The sequence below is a fragment of the Paraburkholderia sp. RL17-380-BIE-A genome (assembly GCF_046028085.1).
GTDB lineage: Bacteria > Pseudomonadota > Gammaproteobacteria > Burkholderiales > Burkholderiaceae > Paraburkholderia.
The window spans coordinates 362714-378893 of sequence record NZ_JARESQ010000003.1 but is presented as its reverse complement, the minus strand read 5'-3'; the positions used below and the strand labels follow the sequence as shown (position 1 = coordinate 378893).

The window sequence follows — 16180 nt, the reverse complement described above, 5'->3', positions numbered from 1 at the left end:
AGACAGCTTACTACTCGAACGGGAATGATGTGCGGCCGGCGGCCAATGCCGCGCGGCAGGAGCATGATGAGGCAATCAGCGGCGCAGTTGGGATAACCCGCCGCCGCATGCCTAGCGATTGATGGTGACGCAGTCCGACAGCATGGGCGGCGCGTTTTCGCCGTCCATGGCGTCGTACAGGTCGGCGCGCGGGCCCTTGGTCCACCAGGTATAGCTGCCGGCCTGATATTTCGCGCCGGAGGCCGACATGGTGTTGACGAACAGCAGCGCTTTGCCCTTCACCGGCACGAGCGCGAAGCTCTGGCCGTTCGCCGTGTTCCAGTAGGTGACCTGCAGGATCTTGCCGGTCGCACAGGTGTATTTGTGGGTCTGACGGTTTTTCGCCCGAATCTCTGAAAACTGCAACGGCGCGGCACATGCAATGCCATATGACGCCGCGAGTCCCGCCGCCGTGGTTAACGCAACCAGCCATCTCTTCATGGGAAGCCTCGATCGTTGCTGCCAGTCAAACACGGGCGATGCCAGGCAAGCCCCAGGTATGCCGCGCCTCGTGGCTGCGGCTCAGGACAGTCGACGCGAATCGATCATGGATCGATCACGTCGGCGCACGCATCGGTCGGCGCGGCGGCCACGTGCCCGACCACCGGCACGATCTTCAAGCCGGCCGAAGCGATCCGGCACGGCGCGGCCGCGAGACCGCACCCCGTCAAACCGGCACACAGCGCGAACAGCACGCCGAGTGTGCCGAGACGGCCGGCCACCCCGCGCCGCGTGTTGTTGCCGATTTCCAGCGCCATACGTACCTCAACGTCGATGAGCTCGACGAGCCCAATCATTTCAGATTGCGCGCGCCGATTATGCCGGCCGCGCGAAACCAGCGGCGCGTGGCGGTTCGTCACAACCATGCCGAGCGCGCCCCGCCGGCACTTACTTCGCCGACACCGGCCGCACCGCCGCCGCAGCCTGCTTCGCACGCGAGCGTGCTTCGTCGGTCGTGTCGCCCGTGGCGAGCGCCACGCCCATGCGGCGCTTGACGAAACTCTCCGGCTTGCCGAACAGGCGCAGGTCCGAATTCGGCACCGCCAACGCCGCGGCGACACCTTCGAAAGCAATACCGGTCTCGTCGAGGCCGCCGTAAATCACCGCCGACGCACCCGGCGCCCGCAGCGACGTATCCACCGGCAAACCGAGGATCGCGCGCGCGTGCAATTCGAATTCCGAAAAGCGCTGCGAGCACAGCGTGACGAGACCGGTGTCGTGCGGACGCGGACTCACTTCCGAAAACCATACGTCATCGCCGCGCACGAAAAGTTCCACGCCGAACAAACCTCGCCCGCCGAGCGCGGCCGTGACCTTGTGCGCCACTTCACGCGAACGTTCGAGCGCGAGCGGGCTCATGGGCTGCGGCTGCCACGATTCGACGTAATCGCCCGCCACCTGCACGTGGCCGATCGGGTCGCAGAAATACGTGCTGACTTCACCGCTCGCCGGGTCGATGGCGCGCACGGTCAACTGCGTGATTTCGTATTCGAAGTCGATAAAGCCTTCAACGATCACGCGGCCGTGGTTCACCCGGCCGCCGGCCATGGCGTATTGCCATGCGGGTTCGACGTCGGCGTCGCTGCGCAGCACCGACTGCCCCTTGCCCGACGACGACATGACCGGCTTCACCACGCACGGATAGCCGACCTTGGCGATGCCCGCGCGCAATTCGTCGAGCGAGTCGGCGAAGGCGTACGGCGAGGTCGGCAGGCCGAGTTCCTCGGCGGCCAGACGGCGGATGCCTTCGCGGTTCATGGTGAGCTGCGTGGCGCGCGCCGTTGGGATCACTTCGGCGAGCGCGTCGGCCTCGATAGCGGCGAGTTCGTCGGTCGCGATCGCCTCGATCTCGGGGACGATCAGATGCGGGCGCTCCTGTTCGACCAGCGCGCGCAACGCGGCGCGATCCGTCATGTCGATCACGTGCGCGCGGTGCGCGACCTGATGACCCGGCGCGTTCGGGTAACGGTCGACGGCGATCACTTCGACGCCCAGCCGTTGCAACGCGATGATCACTTCCTTGCCGAGCTCGCCGGCGCCGAGCAGCATGACACGCGTGGCGGATTCAGAAAGGGGCGTGCCGATCCGTTGGCCGATCTGCATGAGGTCTCCAGATAAAAGTCGGATGAGGGTGGGATTGGGTAGAGCACGATGTTAACATGCGGGCCCCTCGCCGCACCTTGCTCGCGGCGGCCACATCCTGATCCGCGCGTGACGGGCAACGACTGCGCATGACTTGCGCACAACCTGCGCACAACGGCGGCGTGCAAGGCCGCCACGGCGCGCTGAATAAGCTCGTGGCACGCCAATGCTCTCGCGTGCGGCGAGCTTAGTGCGTTACCCTTACGCCTTCGCCAGTTTGAAGAGGAACGACGCCATGCTCCAAAGCTCCTCCGCGCGACGTGTTGCGCGCTTTGCCCCGTATTTCACCCCGCATCTGCGCACCGCCATCGCCGCGTTGAGCGTCGCCGCGCTGTTGAGCGCCTGCGCGATCCCGAAACATCCCGACTCGGAAGCCGCCGCGCCCGATCCATTCAACCCCGCCGCCGCGCAATTGCTCGACGACACCAGCTGGGTGCTGAGCGCCTGGAAACAGGCTGACGGCACCGTACGCGCGATTCCGTCCGCGAACCAGGGTGCGCCGATTACGCTCACGTTGTCCACCTCGACCGGTCAACGGCACGCCAGCGGCTTTTCCGGTTGCAACCGCTATATGGGCTCGTATGCGCTGAAAGACGGCAAGCTGAGCTTCGGCACGCTGGGCGGCACGCGCATGGCGTGCATGACGCCGGGCGGACAGATCGAGGGCGCGTATCTCAATGCGCTGACGCATATCGATCGCACCGGCGTGCAGATGCGCGCGCCGCAGCAGATGCAACTGGTGCTCGACAACGGCGACACGCTGACCTTCGACAGCAGCACGAAATGAGCGGGGCGCGGATCGCCGGACGAGAGGAAGGCACGCTGACTGGCCAACCGGCCTGCGGCGCGCGCCACGGTCGGAACGGTCCGCATGAAGGGTGAAGGCTGTCCCGACAGCCGTTGTTTTTCACCGACGGCAGGCCGCGCGCCGGTCTGCTTTCCAATGGGACGCAAGCATACTTGCGTCTGCCTTCGAAGCGTCGGGCTTCGCCGGTTTAAACTCGACGGATTGCGTTTGCGCGCGTCCGTCATTCGTTGATGTCTAGTATGCAAACGGTAGTTTTCGGCTGGTTCGGCGGGTCAGCCGTCTGGTTCATTCCTCTTGTGTGGCGTCTCGTGAAGTCCGCGCTGCCGGGCGGCGCAGGCTTGCGCGGCCCCGGCACGATCCGGCTTTGGCTCGGCTTCGTCTGCGTGCTGGTGGCGAGCTGCACACTCGAGGCGTCGCTGATCGGCGTGGCCGGTGTGAATGGCTTCGGCCATGCGCTGGCCGCGGGCTTCGGTCATCTGCTTGGGCATATCGGCACGCCTCTCGCGGCGCTCGCGCTGCTGCTGATCAGCCTGCCCTGGCTGATCGATTTCCGCTGGCGCGACTTCGCCGCATGGGCCGACGGCGCGTTCGGCCTCGGCCTGTCGCGCGGCCTTGCCAAACGCGACGAGGAAGCACGCCGTCATCGCAGTATCGACGACGGTGTGCCGTCGCACGTTTCGCCGGCCACCAATACGATGGCGCCGAAAACCAATGGACGTTACGCGCGCCCCACGGTGTGGCGGCCGCCCGCGCGCGGGCGCGACGCGGCCGCGGGCGCCGCTGCGGCTGCCGCGGGCAAGGATGCGTCGGCGCGTGGCGCCGGCGCGAGCTGGCGCAGCGGGGCGGCGGCGCCGCGCGGTCAGACGCAGTCCGAGCCGGTGCTGCGCACGGGCGCAGCGACGACATCGCCGCGCCATGTACCGATGCAAACGCGATCACTCAACCCGGACAAAGCCGCGTGGATGCCGGCCGAGCCGGTCGCACCGACCGGCTGGTTGCGCGACTCCGGATCACGCATGGCTGCGCCGGCGGAGGATTCGGTCGCCGGATCGGGTGCATCCGGTGCCGCGGCTCGCGACAGCGCATCGCAGGTTGGACGTCGATCGGCTGGCGAGCAGCGGGCCGTCGGATCGTCAGGGTTCGGTGCCGGCCTTGCGGCAGGTGCGGCCTTCGCTCCGGGTGCGGCTGCGGCTGGTGCAGTGGGTACAGTGGGTGCAACTTCGGCAGCCGCGACAGGCACTGCGAGTGCGGCACGTACTGTGGGTGGTGCAGCTGCGGCGGGCGCGGCAGGTGCCGCGGGCCGCGCGGCTGTGCCAACCAGAGTGGCTCAGACATCGACGCACGCGACGGCAACGGCGCGCGGCGTCCCCGGCGCGGCCTCGCACTCGACTGCGGGGTCCGTGGGCAACACAACCATCGGCGCGGGTCGTCCGTCGGTGGCGGCCCAAGGCACCTCTGCCCCGGCGGCTTCGGTCAATCGCGCCGCGGCGCCCCGGCAGGCTTTCCCGGCCGCCCCGCGTTCAGGCGACGACATGCCGGCGTCGGAAACGCGTCGGGCGCCGCCCAGCTTCACGCGGCCTATGCCCACGACGCAGAAAGTCACGCCACCCCCGAGTGTGCAGGAGACGCTTCGCAGCATTGCTGAAAACGCCGCCCGCTGGACCGACCTTGCCGGGGTGAGCCTCGCGCGCAGCAGCAGCGCGGACGCCCCGAAAGTCACGAGCGCGCCGGACGCGTTGGGGTCGTTCGAGGTTCGGCCATCGGGCGGGGATGTGGCGCGAGCGGAGGTACTCGAGACGCCTTTGATGCCATTGACGCCGGACGAGGCTGTGCCTTCGTTCGACGTTGTGGAAAGTGCATCGGCTGACGACTCGGTAAAAGCGCCGATCGAAACGACGCGCACGGAAACCGCGATCGAAGTGCCGCTGGAGGTCAGGCACGAGCCCGTCGTGCAATGGCCGATCGAGCCACCGATCATTCAACGACCGTTGACGGCGGCGCCCGTAGTCGAGCCTGTGTTTGCGGCTCCGGCTGCGGCTGCGGCTGCGGCTCCGGCTGCGGCTGCGGCTGCGGCTGCGGCTGCGGCTGCGGCTGCGGCTGCGGCTGCACCTGCACCTGCACCTGCACCTGCACCTGCACCTGCACCTGCACCTGCACCTGCACCTGCACCTGCACCTGCACCTGCACCTGCACCTGCACCTGCACCTGCACCTGCGCCTGCGCCTGCGCCTGCGCCTGCGTCGCAGTATGTGCCATCGGTTGCTACACCTACGCCGTTTCAGATCTTCGCGGCGCAGTTGCAAGCCAGCGAAGCTCACGCGGGCGAACCGCCGCTCGAAGACGACTCAGCGCAGCTGGCACCTCACGCCGACAGCCACGCGAGCCCGACAGCTGAAGTCGCGCAAACGCCTAGCCAGCCGGCGGATCATTCAGAAGTCATCGCATCTGAGGTTGCCGGGCAGCCAACTACATCCGCGGCCACCGAACACGTTAAAGCAGCCGCACCGGTCATCGAGCCGCCATCCGCTGTGCCGGCGTATGCCCCGGTCGCTTCCGTCGTGTTCGATAAAACCCTCGCGCCTTGGGAAGCCGAACTCGATGCCGTCCTGGCGCAACACGCGGCTTCGTCGTCGAGCGGGCCGGCTGTCGCTAGCGTTGCCGCGTCGAGTGAAGCCGTGGCGATGCATGACGTCATGCCGTCGCTGAGCGGAGCGCGCCTTGACGAATCTGCCGCGCCGGTCCAAATGGAGGCAGTGAACTCCCCTGCTCTGCCGGACGCGACCCAGGCATCGGACGCGTCAACCAGCACGCACGCTGCAAACATAACCGCAGCAATGCCGCCACTCAACGTAGCGTCGCATGCGTCGGAATTGCCGACCACCGAACACGTTGCAAACGCATCGGCCGCAATGCTGCCGCAAAGCATCGTGCCGCACGCGTCGGAGTCGCCGGCCACCGCATACGCCGACAACACAGCAGCCGCAGAGCCGCCACCCACCATCGTGGCGCAGGCATCGAACGTGGTTCGCTTTCCGGGCTTCGCGGTTCACGCCGCGCCCGTGGCATCCGATGTCGTTGCCGACGAACCGGTCGCCGTGGAAGACCGCGTCGACGAGGCCACCTTCGCGCCGGCGGCATCCGCACCGCTCGCGGCAGCACCGCTCGACGCAATGCCACTCGACGCAACACCCCCCGCTGCACCGACCACAACCGCGCCCGCATCCACCGGGCCCGCCGAACCCGCCGTCCAACGCCCGCCGCTGCGCGGCCACAGCCCCACCAACGGCTTCGAGTTCCGCGCACCCGCGGCATCGATGGTCGAACTGCCCACGCTCGACCTGCTCGCGCCCGCAGACATCGACGTCGAACCGGTCTCCGAAGAAAAGCTCATCGAAACCGGCCTGCTGATCGAACAGCGTCTGCAGGAATTCAAGGTGCCGGTGACCGTTGTCGGCGCGTCGGCCGGGCCGGTCATCACGCGCTTCGAAGTCGAGCCGGCGCTTGGCGTGCGCGGCAGTCAGATCGTCGGCTTGATGAAGGATCTGTCACGTGGCCTCGGCCTGACATCCATCCGCGTGGTCGAGACGATTCCCGGCAAGACCTGCATGGGTCTGGAATTGCCGAACGCCAAGCGCCAGACCATCCGCCTGTCCGAGATCCTCGAAGCCAGCGTCTACCAGAACTCGCATTCCCAGTTGACGCTCGCCATGGGCAAGGACATCACCGGCCATCCGGTGGTCGCCGATCTGGCGAAGGCGCCGCACATGCTGGTCGCGGGCACGACCGGTTCGGGCAAGTCGGTGGCGATCAACGCGATGATCTGCTCGCTGCTCTTCAAGGCGACGCCCGAGGAAGTACGCCTCATCATGATCGATCCGAAGATGCTGGAGCTATCGGTCTACGAAGGCATTCCGCATCTGCTCGCGCCGGTCGTCACCGACATGAAGCTGGCCGCCAACGCGCTGAACTGGTGCGTCGGCGAAATGGAAAAGCGCTACCGCCTGATGTCCGCGGTCGGCGTGCGCAATCTGGCCGGCTTCAACCAGAAAATCCGCGACACCGAAGCCAAGGGCAAGAAGCTCGGCAACCCGTTCTCGCTGACGCCGGAAGCGCCCGAACCGCTCGCGCCGCTGCCGCTGATCGTGGTCGTGATCGACGAGCTGGCCGACCTGATGATGGTGGCCGGCAAGAAGATCGAAGAACTGATCGCGCGGCTCGCGCAGAAGGCGCGCGCTGCCGGCATCCACCTGATCCTGGCGACGCAGCGTCCTTCGGTGGACGTGATCACCGGCCTCATCAAGGCGAACATTCCGACGCGCGTGGCGTTCCAGGTATCGTCGAAGATCGACTCGCGCACGATTCTCGATCAGATGGGCGCCGAGTCGCTGCTGGGCCAGGGCGACATGCTGTTCCTGCCGCCCGGCACGGGCTACCCGCAACGGGTGCACGGCGCGTTCGTCGCCGACGAGGAAGTGCATCGGATCGTCGAGTATCTGAAGCAGTTCGGCGAACCGCAGTACGAAGAAGGCATTCTCGACGGCCCGGCCACCGAAGGCGGCGCAGCGCAAGACCTGTTCGGCGAATCGCCGGACGCGGAGGCCGATCCGCTGTACGACGAGGCGGTCGCCTTCGTGGTGCGCACGCGGCGTGCGTCGATCTCCTCGGTGCAGCGCCAGTTGCGCATCGGTTATAACCGCGCGGCGCGTCTCGTCGAACAGATGGAAACGGCGGGCCTCGTGTCCGCCATGGGCATCAACGGTAGCCGTGAAGTGCTGGCGCCCGGGCCGGCGGAGTGAACCACTATCGCGGGCCATCGCTCGCGTAAAGCCAGCCGCAAAAAAAATGCGGCCGCTTGAACAACAAGCGGCCGCATTTTTTATTCAGCGCGCATAGTCAAATCACACGCGTCGTCATCGCTTACGACGGCGAGACCAGTTTGAAATCCACCGGCGATCCCAGCTCGAAGTGCTTCGGATTCGCTTCGAGCAAACCGCTCTGTTGATCGCGCTTGAACACATACACGGTATCGCTATTCTGATTGCCGACGATCAGCCAGTTGCCAGTCGGATCGATCGCGAATTCGCGCGGCGATTTGCCGAGGCTCGATTGATGCCCGATCTTCTTGAGATGCCCGTTGGTCGGGTCCACCGAAAAGATCACGATCTCGTTCGCGTCGCCGCGATTGGTGGCATACAGAAAGCGCCCGTCCGGCGACAGATGAATCGCCGCCGCGCCTACCGCGCCCTTGAAGCCCGGCTCGGTCAGCGGCACGGTCTGCACCTGCGTGAGCTTGCCGCCGTCGTAATTGAACGTGCTGACCGTGGCGGCCAGTTCGCTGGTCAGATACGCGTGCTTGCCGTCCGCGCCGAACACCAGATGGCGCGGCCCCGTGCCCGCTTTCTCCTGGGTGTAGCGCCAGTCGGTCGGGCCGAACAGGCCGCGGCTGCCATCAGGCGTGTAGCGGTACGAGTACAGCTTGTCCGCGCCGAGATCCTGCGCGAACAGATAGTGGCCGTCCGGCGAGAACACGGTGGAGTGAACGTGCGAATTGTCCTGGCGGCCTTTCACCGGACCACCGCCTTCGTGATGCACCGTGAGCACGGACGCGCCGACCTGGCCGTCGGCCTGCAACGGAAACACGGCGAAACTGCCGCCCGGGTCGGCTGCCACTGAGTAGTTCGCGGTCAGCAGATATTTGCCGTCCGGCGAGAGGCTCAGATAGCACGGATCATTGCCGTCCGCCGACACCTTGTTGAGGAACGTCAGCTGGCCGCTCGCGGCGTCGAATCGAAACGCGCTGATGTCGCCGCGCTGGGAGGCCGGGCCATTGTCACCGGGCAGTTCGTTGACCGCGTAGACGAAACGGCGGTCGCGGCTCACCACGAGATACGACGGATTGACCGTCGGCGCGACCGAGACGCGCGTCGCTTCGCCCGTCTTCGTGTCGAAGCGATAGACGTACAAGCCTTCACTCCTGGCGCCGGTGTACGTGCCGACCAGCATGTCGTAGACACCGTCGGCGGGAACCGGGCCGGAATCTTGCGCAAACGCGTGCGAAGCAACAATCGAGACCATGAGCGCGAAACCTTTTATTATCGAGCGGGCGGAGCGCGACGGAGCAGCTTGCCCCGCGCGTTGTGAAATGCCATTAGCAGCAGGCAGGTGAGAACCTGCAACGGCACGCGTCGCGGCCCGGTGACGACGAAGCATATGACCTCCTGTTCATTCGTTATTGGGTTGAACCGGTTGTAAGAGTGTCTCTGGTCTGCCGCGCCATCGGTCGAGCGTTGTTCTTATCGAAAGAAGTATAAAAGCGTTGTGTCGGATCATGCTGTTAATGCGGCTGGCGGTATCCAGTGGAACCGAGAGCCGCAGCATGGGTAACCATTGTCCCGCCTGACGGGGCATTTTTTCAATCGCGTCTCACTCTACGGAGTCTTCATGAACGTCACACTCAGTTTGGGCCCGCTGGTTTCGTTGATCGCCGGTATTCTGATTCTCGTCATGCCGCGCCTGTTGAACTACATCGTCGCGCTCTATCTGATCATCATCGGCATCATTGGGATCTTCGGCGTGGGGTCTTCGCACTTCTGAAGCCGGGCGGCACCCGCTGCGCATGCATGAGACGCACGACCGGGCGCAGTCACGGCCCGGTGCCGTTCCGCTTCGCGTGCGCACACAAGGCGTGACGCAACGCCACGTACGCGGGGGACGTGAAATCGAGGGAAGCGATAAAACGCGGCGGCGCGGCGAAGCGGTGTACCCTCGCCGCAAGCGCGATCAGATTGCGGTTACTGCGGCGCGCCGACCAAGAAGGCCTGCGGTCAGCCGTTCGAAAGCTGGTCGAGGCGCAGACGTCCCTGCAACGAAAGAGCGCCCACGGCATAATTGCCATCGCCTTCCTGATAACGCCGGAAGCAGGCCCGTTCGACCAGAAAGGCGGCGGCTGCCAGCATGCCGTTGCGGCTCAGGCCCAGCCGGCCGTGATCGAGCGGCAACAACGAATCGTCGGCAAGCTCGCTGGCGGCCGAGAGAATCGTGATGCAATCGGATTTCGACGGGTTCGGCATAGCTTTGGTCCTCGGAAACGGCGTCTGTATGCGCCATGGGCGGGGCCGGTCCATCATCCGGAATGCTCCGGGCGTCGGCATGAAATCTGATTGTAGGCATTCGTTTGACAGATTACCAACTCGCGTTTCGCGGCAATGTGCGGTGAACCAAAGCGCATCGCGCGAGTCGGGTAACAACAACGACACGCGCGGCGCTCCTTGCCGCGCGCCATACTGACTCCGCTCCCCATGCCCGCACACATCGAAGACTATGCGCTCGTCGGCGACGGCCACACGGCCGCGCTCATCTCCCGCGAAGGTTCCGTCGACTGGCTCTGCTGGCCGCGCTTCGATTCCGGCGCCTGCTTCGCCGCGCTGCTCGGCACGCCCGGCAACGGACGCTGGCTGATCTCACCGGTCTCGGACACGCCGCCCACCGTCACCCGCCGCTATCGCGGCGAAACACTGATTCTCGAAACCCATTTCGAGACGCCCGAGGGCGCCGTCACGCTGGTCGATTTCATGCCGCCGGGCAATGGCTGGTCGGAACTGGTGCGGATCGTCGTCGGCCAACGCGGCACGGTGCGCATGAAGATGGAACTCGTGCTGCGCTTCGATTATGGTTTCTCGATTCCGTGGGTCGACCGCCTCAAGCACGACAGCGGCATCAAGGCGATCGTCGGGCCCGATACCGCCGTGTTGCGCACACCGGTCGCGTTGCGCGGCGAAGACATGAAGACGGTCGCCGAATTCACCGTCAGCGAAGGCGAGCGGGTGCCGTTCTCAATGGCTTATTCGCCCTCGCATCTACGCATTCCGCCGGCGCGCGACCCGCATACGTCACTTGCGCGCACCGAGAACCACTGGCTCGAATGGTCGGCGCGCAGCACGGTCGAAGGACGCTGGGCCGAGCCGATCCGCCGCTCGCTGATCACGCTCAAGGCGCTCGCCTACGAGCCGACCGGCGGTATCGTCGCCGCGCCCACGACTTCGCTGCCGGAGCAACTCGGCGGCACCCGCAACTGGGACTACCGCTATTGCTGGCTGCGCGACGCCACGATCACGCTGCTCGCCATGATGCGCGGCGGCTACTTCGACGAAGCCCGCGCGTGGCGCTCCTGGCTTGGCCGCGTCATGGCCGGGGCGCCGGACCAGTTGCAGATCATGTATGGCATCGCGGGCGAGCGGCGTTTGCCCGAGTTCGAACTCGACTGGCTGCCGGGCTATCAGGACGCAAAACCGGTGCGGGTCGGCAATAACGCGGTCGGCCAACGCCAGCTCGACGTCTATGGCGAAGTGATGAATGCGCTGCATCTCGCGCGGGTCGGCGGCCTGCAGGCGGACGACACGGCGTGGAACGTGCAGCGCGCGCTGCTCTCCCACCTCGACACGATCTGGCGGGAACCCGACGAAGGCATCTGGGAAACGCGCGGCGGCCGCCAGCATTTCACCTTCTCGAAGGTGATGGCATGGGTCGCCTACGACCGTGCCATCCGCTCGGCGGAAATGTTCAAGCTCGACGGCCCGCTCGACGAATGGCGCGCCACCCGCGAGCAAATCCATGCGGAAGTCTGCGAAAAGGCATGGAATCCCGCGCTCAACGCGTTTTCGCAGTCCTACGGCACCGACCAGCTCGATGCGAGCGTGCTGTTGATGCCGCTGGTGGGCTTTCTGCGGCCGCAAGATCCGCGCGTCAAAGGCACCGTGGCGGCCATCGAGAAGGACCTGATGCATGACGGTTTCGTCATGCGCTATCGCACCACCGAATACGACGACGGCCTGCCGCCAGGAGAAGGCACGTTTCTCGCGTGTTCGTTCTGGATGGTGGACAACCTCGCGCTGCAAGGCCGCCTCGACGAAGCGATCGCCATGTACGAACGGCTGCTCGCGCTCTGCAACGATGTCGGTTTGCTCGCGGAAGAGTACGATCCGGGTGCGCAGCGCCTGGTGGGCAACTTTCCGCAGGCGTTTTCGCATGTGGCCCTCGTGCATACCGGCCTGAACCTGATGAAGCACGAACAGGCGATGGCGCAGGCGACAGGGCAACCTCCCCATAACGGCACAGGAGAGACAGAACTTGATGTTGCGGCAAGCCCCGATAGCGGCACGGCAACATCGCCAGTAGCATGATTTAATGACAGTTTGCGTGGCAGCTGCACGCGAATTGCTGCATTGCACAATTGCGCTTAGTTCGATATGATCGATCAGACTGTCGGCCGAAAAACAATGTGCCCACAAACAAATTGGCCTGCCGCAACGCCCTGCGCGTGTTTGCGAAGCCCCATGCGAACCGCTTAAAACGGAGCACCCATGCTCTACCAACTGCACGAATTCCAGCGGGCTATGTTGAGCCCCCTCACCGCCTGGGCTCAGGCCGCCTCCAAATCCTTCGCGAATCCCGCCAGCCCCTTGGCCTATGTGCCGGGCGCCACGCGCCTCTCCGCCGGGTACGAATTACTCTACCGGCTGGGTAAAGATTACGAAAAACCCGAGTTCAATCTTCATCAGATTGTTAAAGACGGTCACAACATCCCGATCATCGAGCAGACGATCATCGAGAAGCCGTTTTGCCGCCTGATGCGCTTCAAGCGTTTCGCGGACGACAGCGACGCTGTTACCCAATTGAAAGATGAGCCGGTCGTGCTGGTTTGCGCACCGTTGTCAGGACACCACGCCACGCTGCTGCGCGACACCGTGCGCACGTTGCTGCAAGACCACAAGGTCTACCTGACCGACTGGATCGACGCGCGCATGGTGCCGCTCGAGGCCGGCGAATTTCATCTGGACGACTACGTCGCCTACATTCAGGAATTCATCCGCCACATCGGCGCGAAGAATCTGCATGTGATCTCCGTGTGTCAGCCGACCGTGCCCGTGCTCGCCGCCATTTCGCTGCTGGCGAGCCGCGGCGAAGACACGCCGCGCACCATGACCATGATGGGTGGCCCGATCGACGCGCGCAAGAGCCCGACCTCGGTCAACTCGCTTGCCACGCAGCATTCGTATGAATGGTTCGAGAACAACGTGATCTTCACGGTCCCGCCGAATTATCCGGGCGTGGGCCGCAAGGTTTACCCGGGCTTTCTGCAGCACACCGGTTTTGTGGCAATGAATCCGGAACGTCACGCGGCGTCGCACTGGGACTTCTATCAAAGCCTGCTGCGCGGCGACGAAGACGACGCGGAAGCACACCGCCGCTTCTACGACGAGTACAACGCGGTGCTCGACATGGACGCGGACTACTATCTCGACACGATACGCGTGGTGTTCCAGGAGTTCAGCCTCGCCGAGGGCACGTGGGACGTCTCCGGCGAACGGGTGAAACCGCAGGACATCACGAAGACCGCGCTCTTCACGATTGAAGGCGAGCTCGACGATATTTCCGGCGACGGCCAGACCTATGCCGCGCACGAACTGTGCACGGGCATTCCGGAAGCAAACAAGCGTCACTTCACCGCGGAAAAGTGCGGCCACTACGGCATTTTCTCGGGACGCCGTTGGCGCACCATCATTTATCCGCAGTTGCGCGACTTCATCCTCGAGCACAACAAGGTGACGAAGGTCGCGAAGGAAAGAGTCGAAGCCTGAGCGGCGTACGCACAGCCAGTCGGCAACAACGGCCTCTTCGGAGGCCGTTGTCGTTTATGAGGATCCCGAAGCCTCCACCCGCGATTGACGCTGCAGCCTACTTGCGCAACAGATACGCGAGCAGCAACTCGGTGTTCATCTGAATCACTTCACTGCGCTCGCTTGCGCTGCTGAAATCGCGCCCGAGCGTGGCTTCGAGCGTGAAGCGATTCGACACAATGTAGTAGCCCATGCCGGACAGCGTGACATAGAAACGCAGCGGGTCGACATTGGTGCGAAACAGCCCCGCGCGTTGGCCACGCTCGAGAATGCCGCCAAGCGTGGCGACGATCGGCGAGATCATTTCGCGGATGCGCGTGGACTTCTGCATGTAGCGTGCTTCGTGCAGATTCTCGTTGTTGATGAGACGCAGCAACTCGGGATGATCGCGGTAGTAATCCCAAACAAAATGCGCAAGACGCGTAATGGCCTCCACCGGAGCGATGCCGTTGAGTTCGAGCGTGCGCTCCGCTTCATTGAGCGCGCTGAACGCGTGCTCGAGTACGGCAGTGAAAAGCTGCTCCTTGCTACCGAAGTAGTAATAGAGCATGCGTTCATTCGTTTCCGCGCGGCGGGCGATCTGATCGACGCGCGCGCCGAATAGCCCACCATTTGCAAACTCTTCGGCCGCCGCGAGCAGAATGCGGCGCCGTGTGCCTTCAGGATCTCTTTTGATTTTCGGCTGATTCATGGTGGCATCGTCTTCGTGAGCCGCGTTATCCGGATCGCGCCGCCGGCCTCTCCTCGGGCCTTGCACCGACAGCACTGAACGGGCTGGTTGGGGGAACACCCTTCTGCGGTCTTTCGAAAAAGCGCTTCGATTATGGCACATGGATTGCGGATGGCAATTGGGGAAATCGGCGATAATGTGCTATTTAGTTCAAGCTGTGCGGCCGCAAGCCAAAAGCCCCACGTCGTGACCGTGACAGAAATCAAAACACTCGCAGATCGCATTGAAGATCTGCTCCCCCAGACGCAATGCACCAAGTGCGGTTACCCCGCATGCCGCCCCTATGCCGAAGCCGTGGCGAGCGGCGAGGCCAATTACAACCAGTGTCCGCCGGGTGGCGCCGAAGGCATCGCCCGGCTCGCCGCATTGCTCGGCAAACCGGTGATTCCGCTCAATTCCGCCAATGGCGTCGAACGGCCACGTCCGTTGGCGGTTATCGACGAACAAGTTTGCATCGGCTGCACGTTGTGCATGCAGGCGTGTCCAGTCGATGCAATAGTTGGCGCACCGAAACAGATGCATACGGTCATCGCAGAGCTTTGCACCGGCTGTGATCTGTGCGTGCCGCCCTGCCCGGTCGACTGTATCGCGCTACCGCCCGTGACCGGCAACGCAACCGGTTGGGACGCGTGGAGCCAGGCCCAGGCCGACGCCGCGCGCGAACGCCATGACCGGCGTGAAGCGCGTCTCGCCCGCGAACGTGAGGCCGCCGAGGCACGTGCCGCAGCGCGGCGCACAGGCAGCAGCCCGGCTGCTCAGGTTAGCGAAACAACGCAAGCCGGCGCTGCAGTGCCACCGTCCGCGCCCGCGGCGGAAGACGCCGAAGCAAAGAAACGCGCGATCATCCAGGCCGCGCTCGAACGTGCCCGCAAGAAAAAGGAAGAATTGGCCGCCAAGGGCCAGGGTCCGCTGAACACCGAACAGGTGAGCGCCGACGTTCAGGCCCAGATCGACGCCGCCGAAGCACGCCGCCGCCGTCTCGGACTCGCCGGCGACGACACCGGCACGCCGTCCGACAAGCGCTAACCGCACCTTCACGCCGAGCATGAACGCGAACAAACGCCGCGCCATCTACGAGACGCTTCAGAGTCTCAATCCGCACCCCACAACCGAACTCGAGTACACCACTCCGTTCGAACTGCTGATCGCCGTGCTGTTGTCCGCGCAGGCCACCGACGTGTCGGTCAACAAAGCCATGCGCAAGATGTTTCCGGTCGCGAACACGCCGCAGCAGGTTTTCGATCTCGGAGAAGAAGGCGTGGCCGGCTACATCAAGACCATTGGCCTCTATCGCACCAAGGCGAAGAACGTCATTGCCACCTGCCGTATTCTGCTCGACCAGTATGGCGGCGAAGTGCCCGAGGATCGCGAAGCGCTCGAAAGTCTGCCGGGCGTCGGCCGGAAAACGGCCAATGTGATTCTGAACACGGCGTTCGGTCATCCGACCATCGCGGTCGACACGCACATCTTTCGGGTTGCGAATCGAACCGGTCTTGCACCGGGCAAAGACGTTCGCGCAGTCGAGGCGGCATTGGAGAAATTCACCCCCGCCGAATTCAGGCAGGATGCGCACCACTGGCTGATCCTGCACGGCCGTTATGTCTGCAAGGCGCGCCGGCCGGAATGCTGGCATTGCGTGATCGAACCGCTGTGCGAGTTCCGTCCGAAAACACCGGCGCCGGACCTGTGAGCGTCGCCCGCCCGGCATGGCGGCACGGCGGCGTGGGGCGCCCCAGCAGCCCGCGGCGGCGCGGCGTAAAATAATGGCCTGCCTCGTTGGCTTCA

General features: G+C 64.6%; 13 protein-coding genes. 7 read left to right on the top strand and 6 right to left on the bottom strand.

Features of this window, described 5'->3' with window-relative positions:
• Positions 1-111 precede the first annotated feature (111 nt).
• The 3 genes from P0D68_RS06975 to purT form a co-directional block, all read right to left on the bottom strand.
• Complete coding sequence (locus P0D68_RS06975; protein WP_408297141.1) at positions 112-480, bottom strand: MliC family protein; 369 nt, start codon at positions 478-480, stop codon at positions 112-114.
• Positions 481-584: 104 nt separating this feature from the next.
• A complete protein-coding gene (locus P0D68_RS06970; RefSeq protein WP_091800697.1) occupies positions 585-797 on the bottom strand; it encodes a DUF6726 family protein in 213 nt (70 codons plus the stop codon).
• 130 nt (positions 798-927) lie between these two features.
• Positions 928-2142 (bottom strand): formate-dependent phosphoribosylglycinamide formyltransferase, encoded by a 1215-nt coding sequence (gene purT / locus P0D68_RS06965; RefSeq protein ID WP_408183356.1) that lies wholly within the window; start codon positions 2140-2142, stop codon positions 928-930.
• 274 nt (positions 2143-2416) lie between these two features.
• Here purT and P0D68_RS06960 point away from each other — a divergent pair, with 274 nt between their 5' ends.
• The gene (locus P0D68_RS06960) at positions 2417-2968 is read left to right on the top strand and encodes an META domain-containing protein (protein ID WP_408183354.1); all 552 of its coding nucleotides are present in this window, start codon (positions 2417-2419) and stop codon (positions 2966-2968) included.
• A 260-nt stretch (positions 2969-3228) separates the two neighbouring features.
• The gene (locus P0D68_RS06955) at positions 3229-7785 is read left to right on the top strand and encodes a DNA translocase FtsK (protein ID WP_408468178.1); all 4557 of its coding nucleotides are present in this window, start codon (positions 3229-3231) and stop codon (positions 7783-7785) included.
• 121 nt (positions 7786-7906) lie between these two features.
• Here P0D68_RS06955 and P0D68_RS06950 read toward each other — a convergent pair whose 3' ends face one another.
• On the bottom strand, positions 7907-9199 hold the full coding sequence (locus tag P0D68_RS06950; RefSeq protein ID WP_408297143.1) for a lactonase family protein: 1293 nt from the start codon (positions 9197-9199) through the stop codon (positions 7907-7909).
• A gap of 231 nt (positions 9200-9430) precedes the next feature.
• On the opposite strand from P0D68_RS06950, the gene P0D68_RS06945 reads away from it, so the two are divergent.
• Entirely contained in the window at positions 9431-9583 is a 153-nt protein-coding gene (locus P0D68_RS06945; RefSeq protein ID WP_007175701.1) for a DUF3096 domain-containing protein, read from the top strand.
• Positions 9584-9813: 230 nt separating this feature from the next.
• Here P0D68_RS06945 and P0D68_RS06940 read toward each other — a convergent pair whose 3' ends face one another.
• The gene (locus P0D68_RS06940; RefSeq protein WP_408297502.1) at positions 9814-10059 is read right to left on the bottom strand and encodes a hypothetical protein; all 246 of its coding nucleotides are present in this window, start codon (positions 10057-10059) and stop codon (positions 9814-9816) included.
• A 228-nt stretch (positions 10060-10287) separates the two neighbouring features.
• Between P0D68_RS06940 and P0D68_RS06935 the strand changes: the two genes are divergently transcribed.
• Entirely contained in the window at positions 10288-12168 is a 1881-nt protein-coding gene (locus P0D68_RS06935; protein ID WP_408297145.1) for a glycoside hydrolase family 15 protein, read from the top strand.
• Between the two features lie 180 nt (positions 12169-12348).
• Entirely contained in the window at positions 12349-13626 is a 1278-nt protein-coding gene (locus P0D68_RS06930) for a polyhydroxyalkanoate depolymerase (RefSeq protein WP_408183348.1), read from the top strand.
• 97 nt (positions 13627-13723) lie between these two features.
• Here P0D68_RS06930 and P0D68_RS06925 read toward each other — a convergent pair whose 3' ends face one another.
• Positions 13724-14356 carry a TetR/AcrR family transcriptional regulator gene (locus P0D68_RS06925; protein WP_012432273.1) on the bottom strand — a complete coding sequence of 211 codons (633 nt, stop codon included), beginning with the start codon at positions 14354-14356 and terminating at the stop codon, positions 13724-13726.
• A 225-nt stretch (positions 14357-14581) separates the two neighbouring features.
• On the opposite strand from P0D68_RS06925, the gene rsxB reads away from it, so the two are divergent.
• A complete protein-coding gene (gene rsxB, locus P0D68_RS06920; RefSeq protein WP_408297147.1) occupies positions 14582-15421 on the top strand; it encodes an electron transport complex subunit RsxB in 840 nt (279 codons plus the stop codon).
• Between the two features lie 19 nt (positions 15422-15440).
• Positions 15441-16085 carry an endonuclease III gene (gene nth / locus P0D68_RS06915; RefSeq protein WP_091796126.1) on the top strand — a complete coding sequence of 215 codons (645 nt, stop codon included), beginning with the start codon at positions 15441-15443 and terminating at the stop codon, positions 16083-16085.
• The last annotated feature ends 95 nt before the right edge of the window (positions 16086-16180 follow it).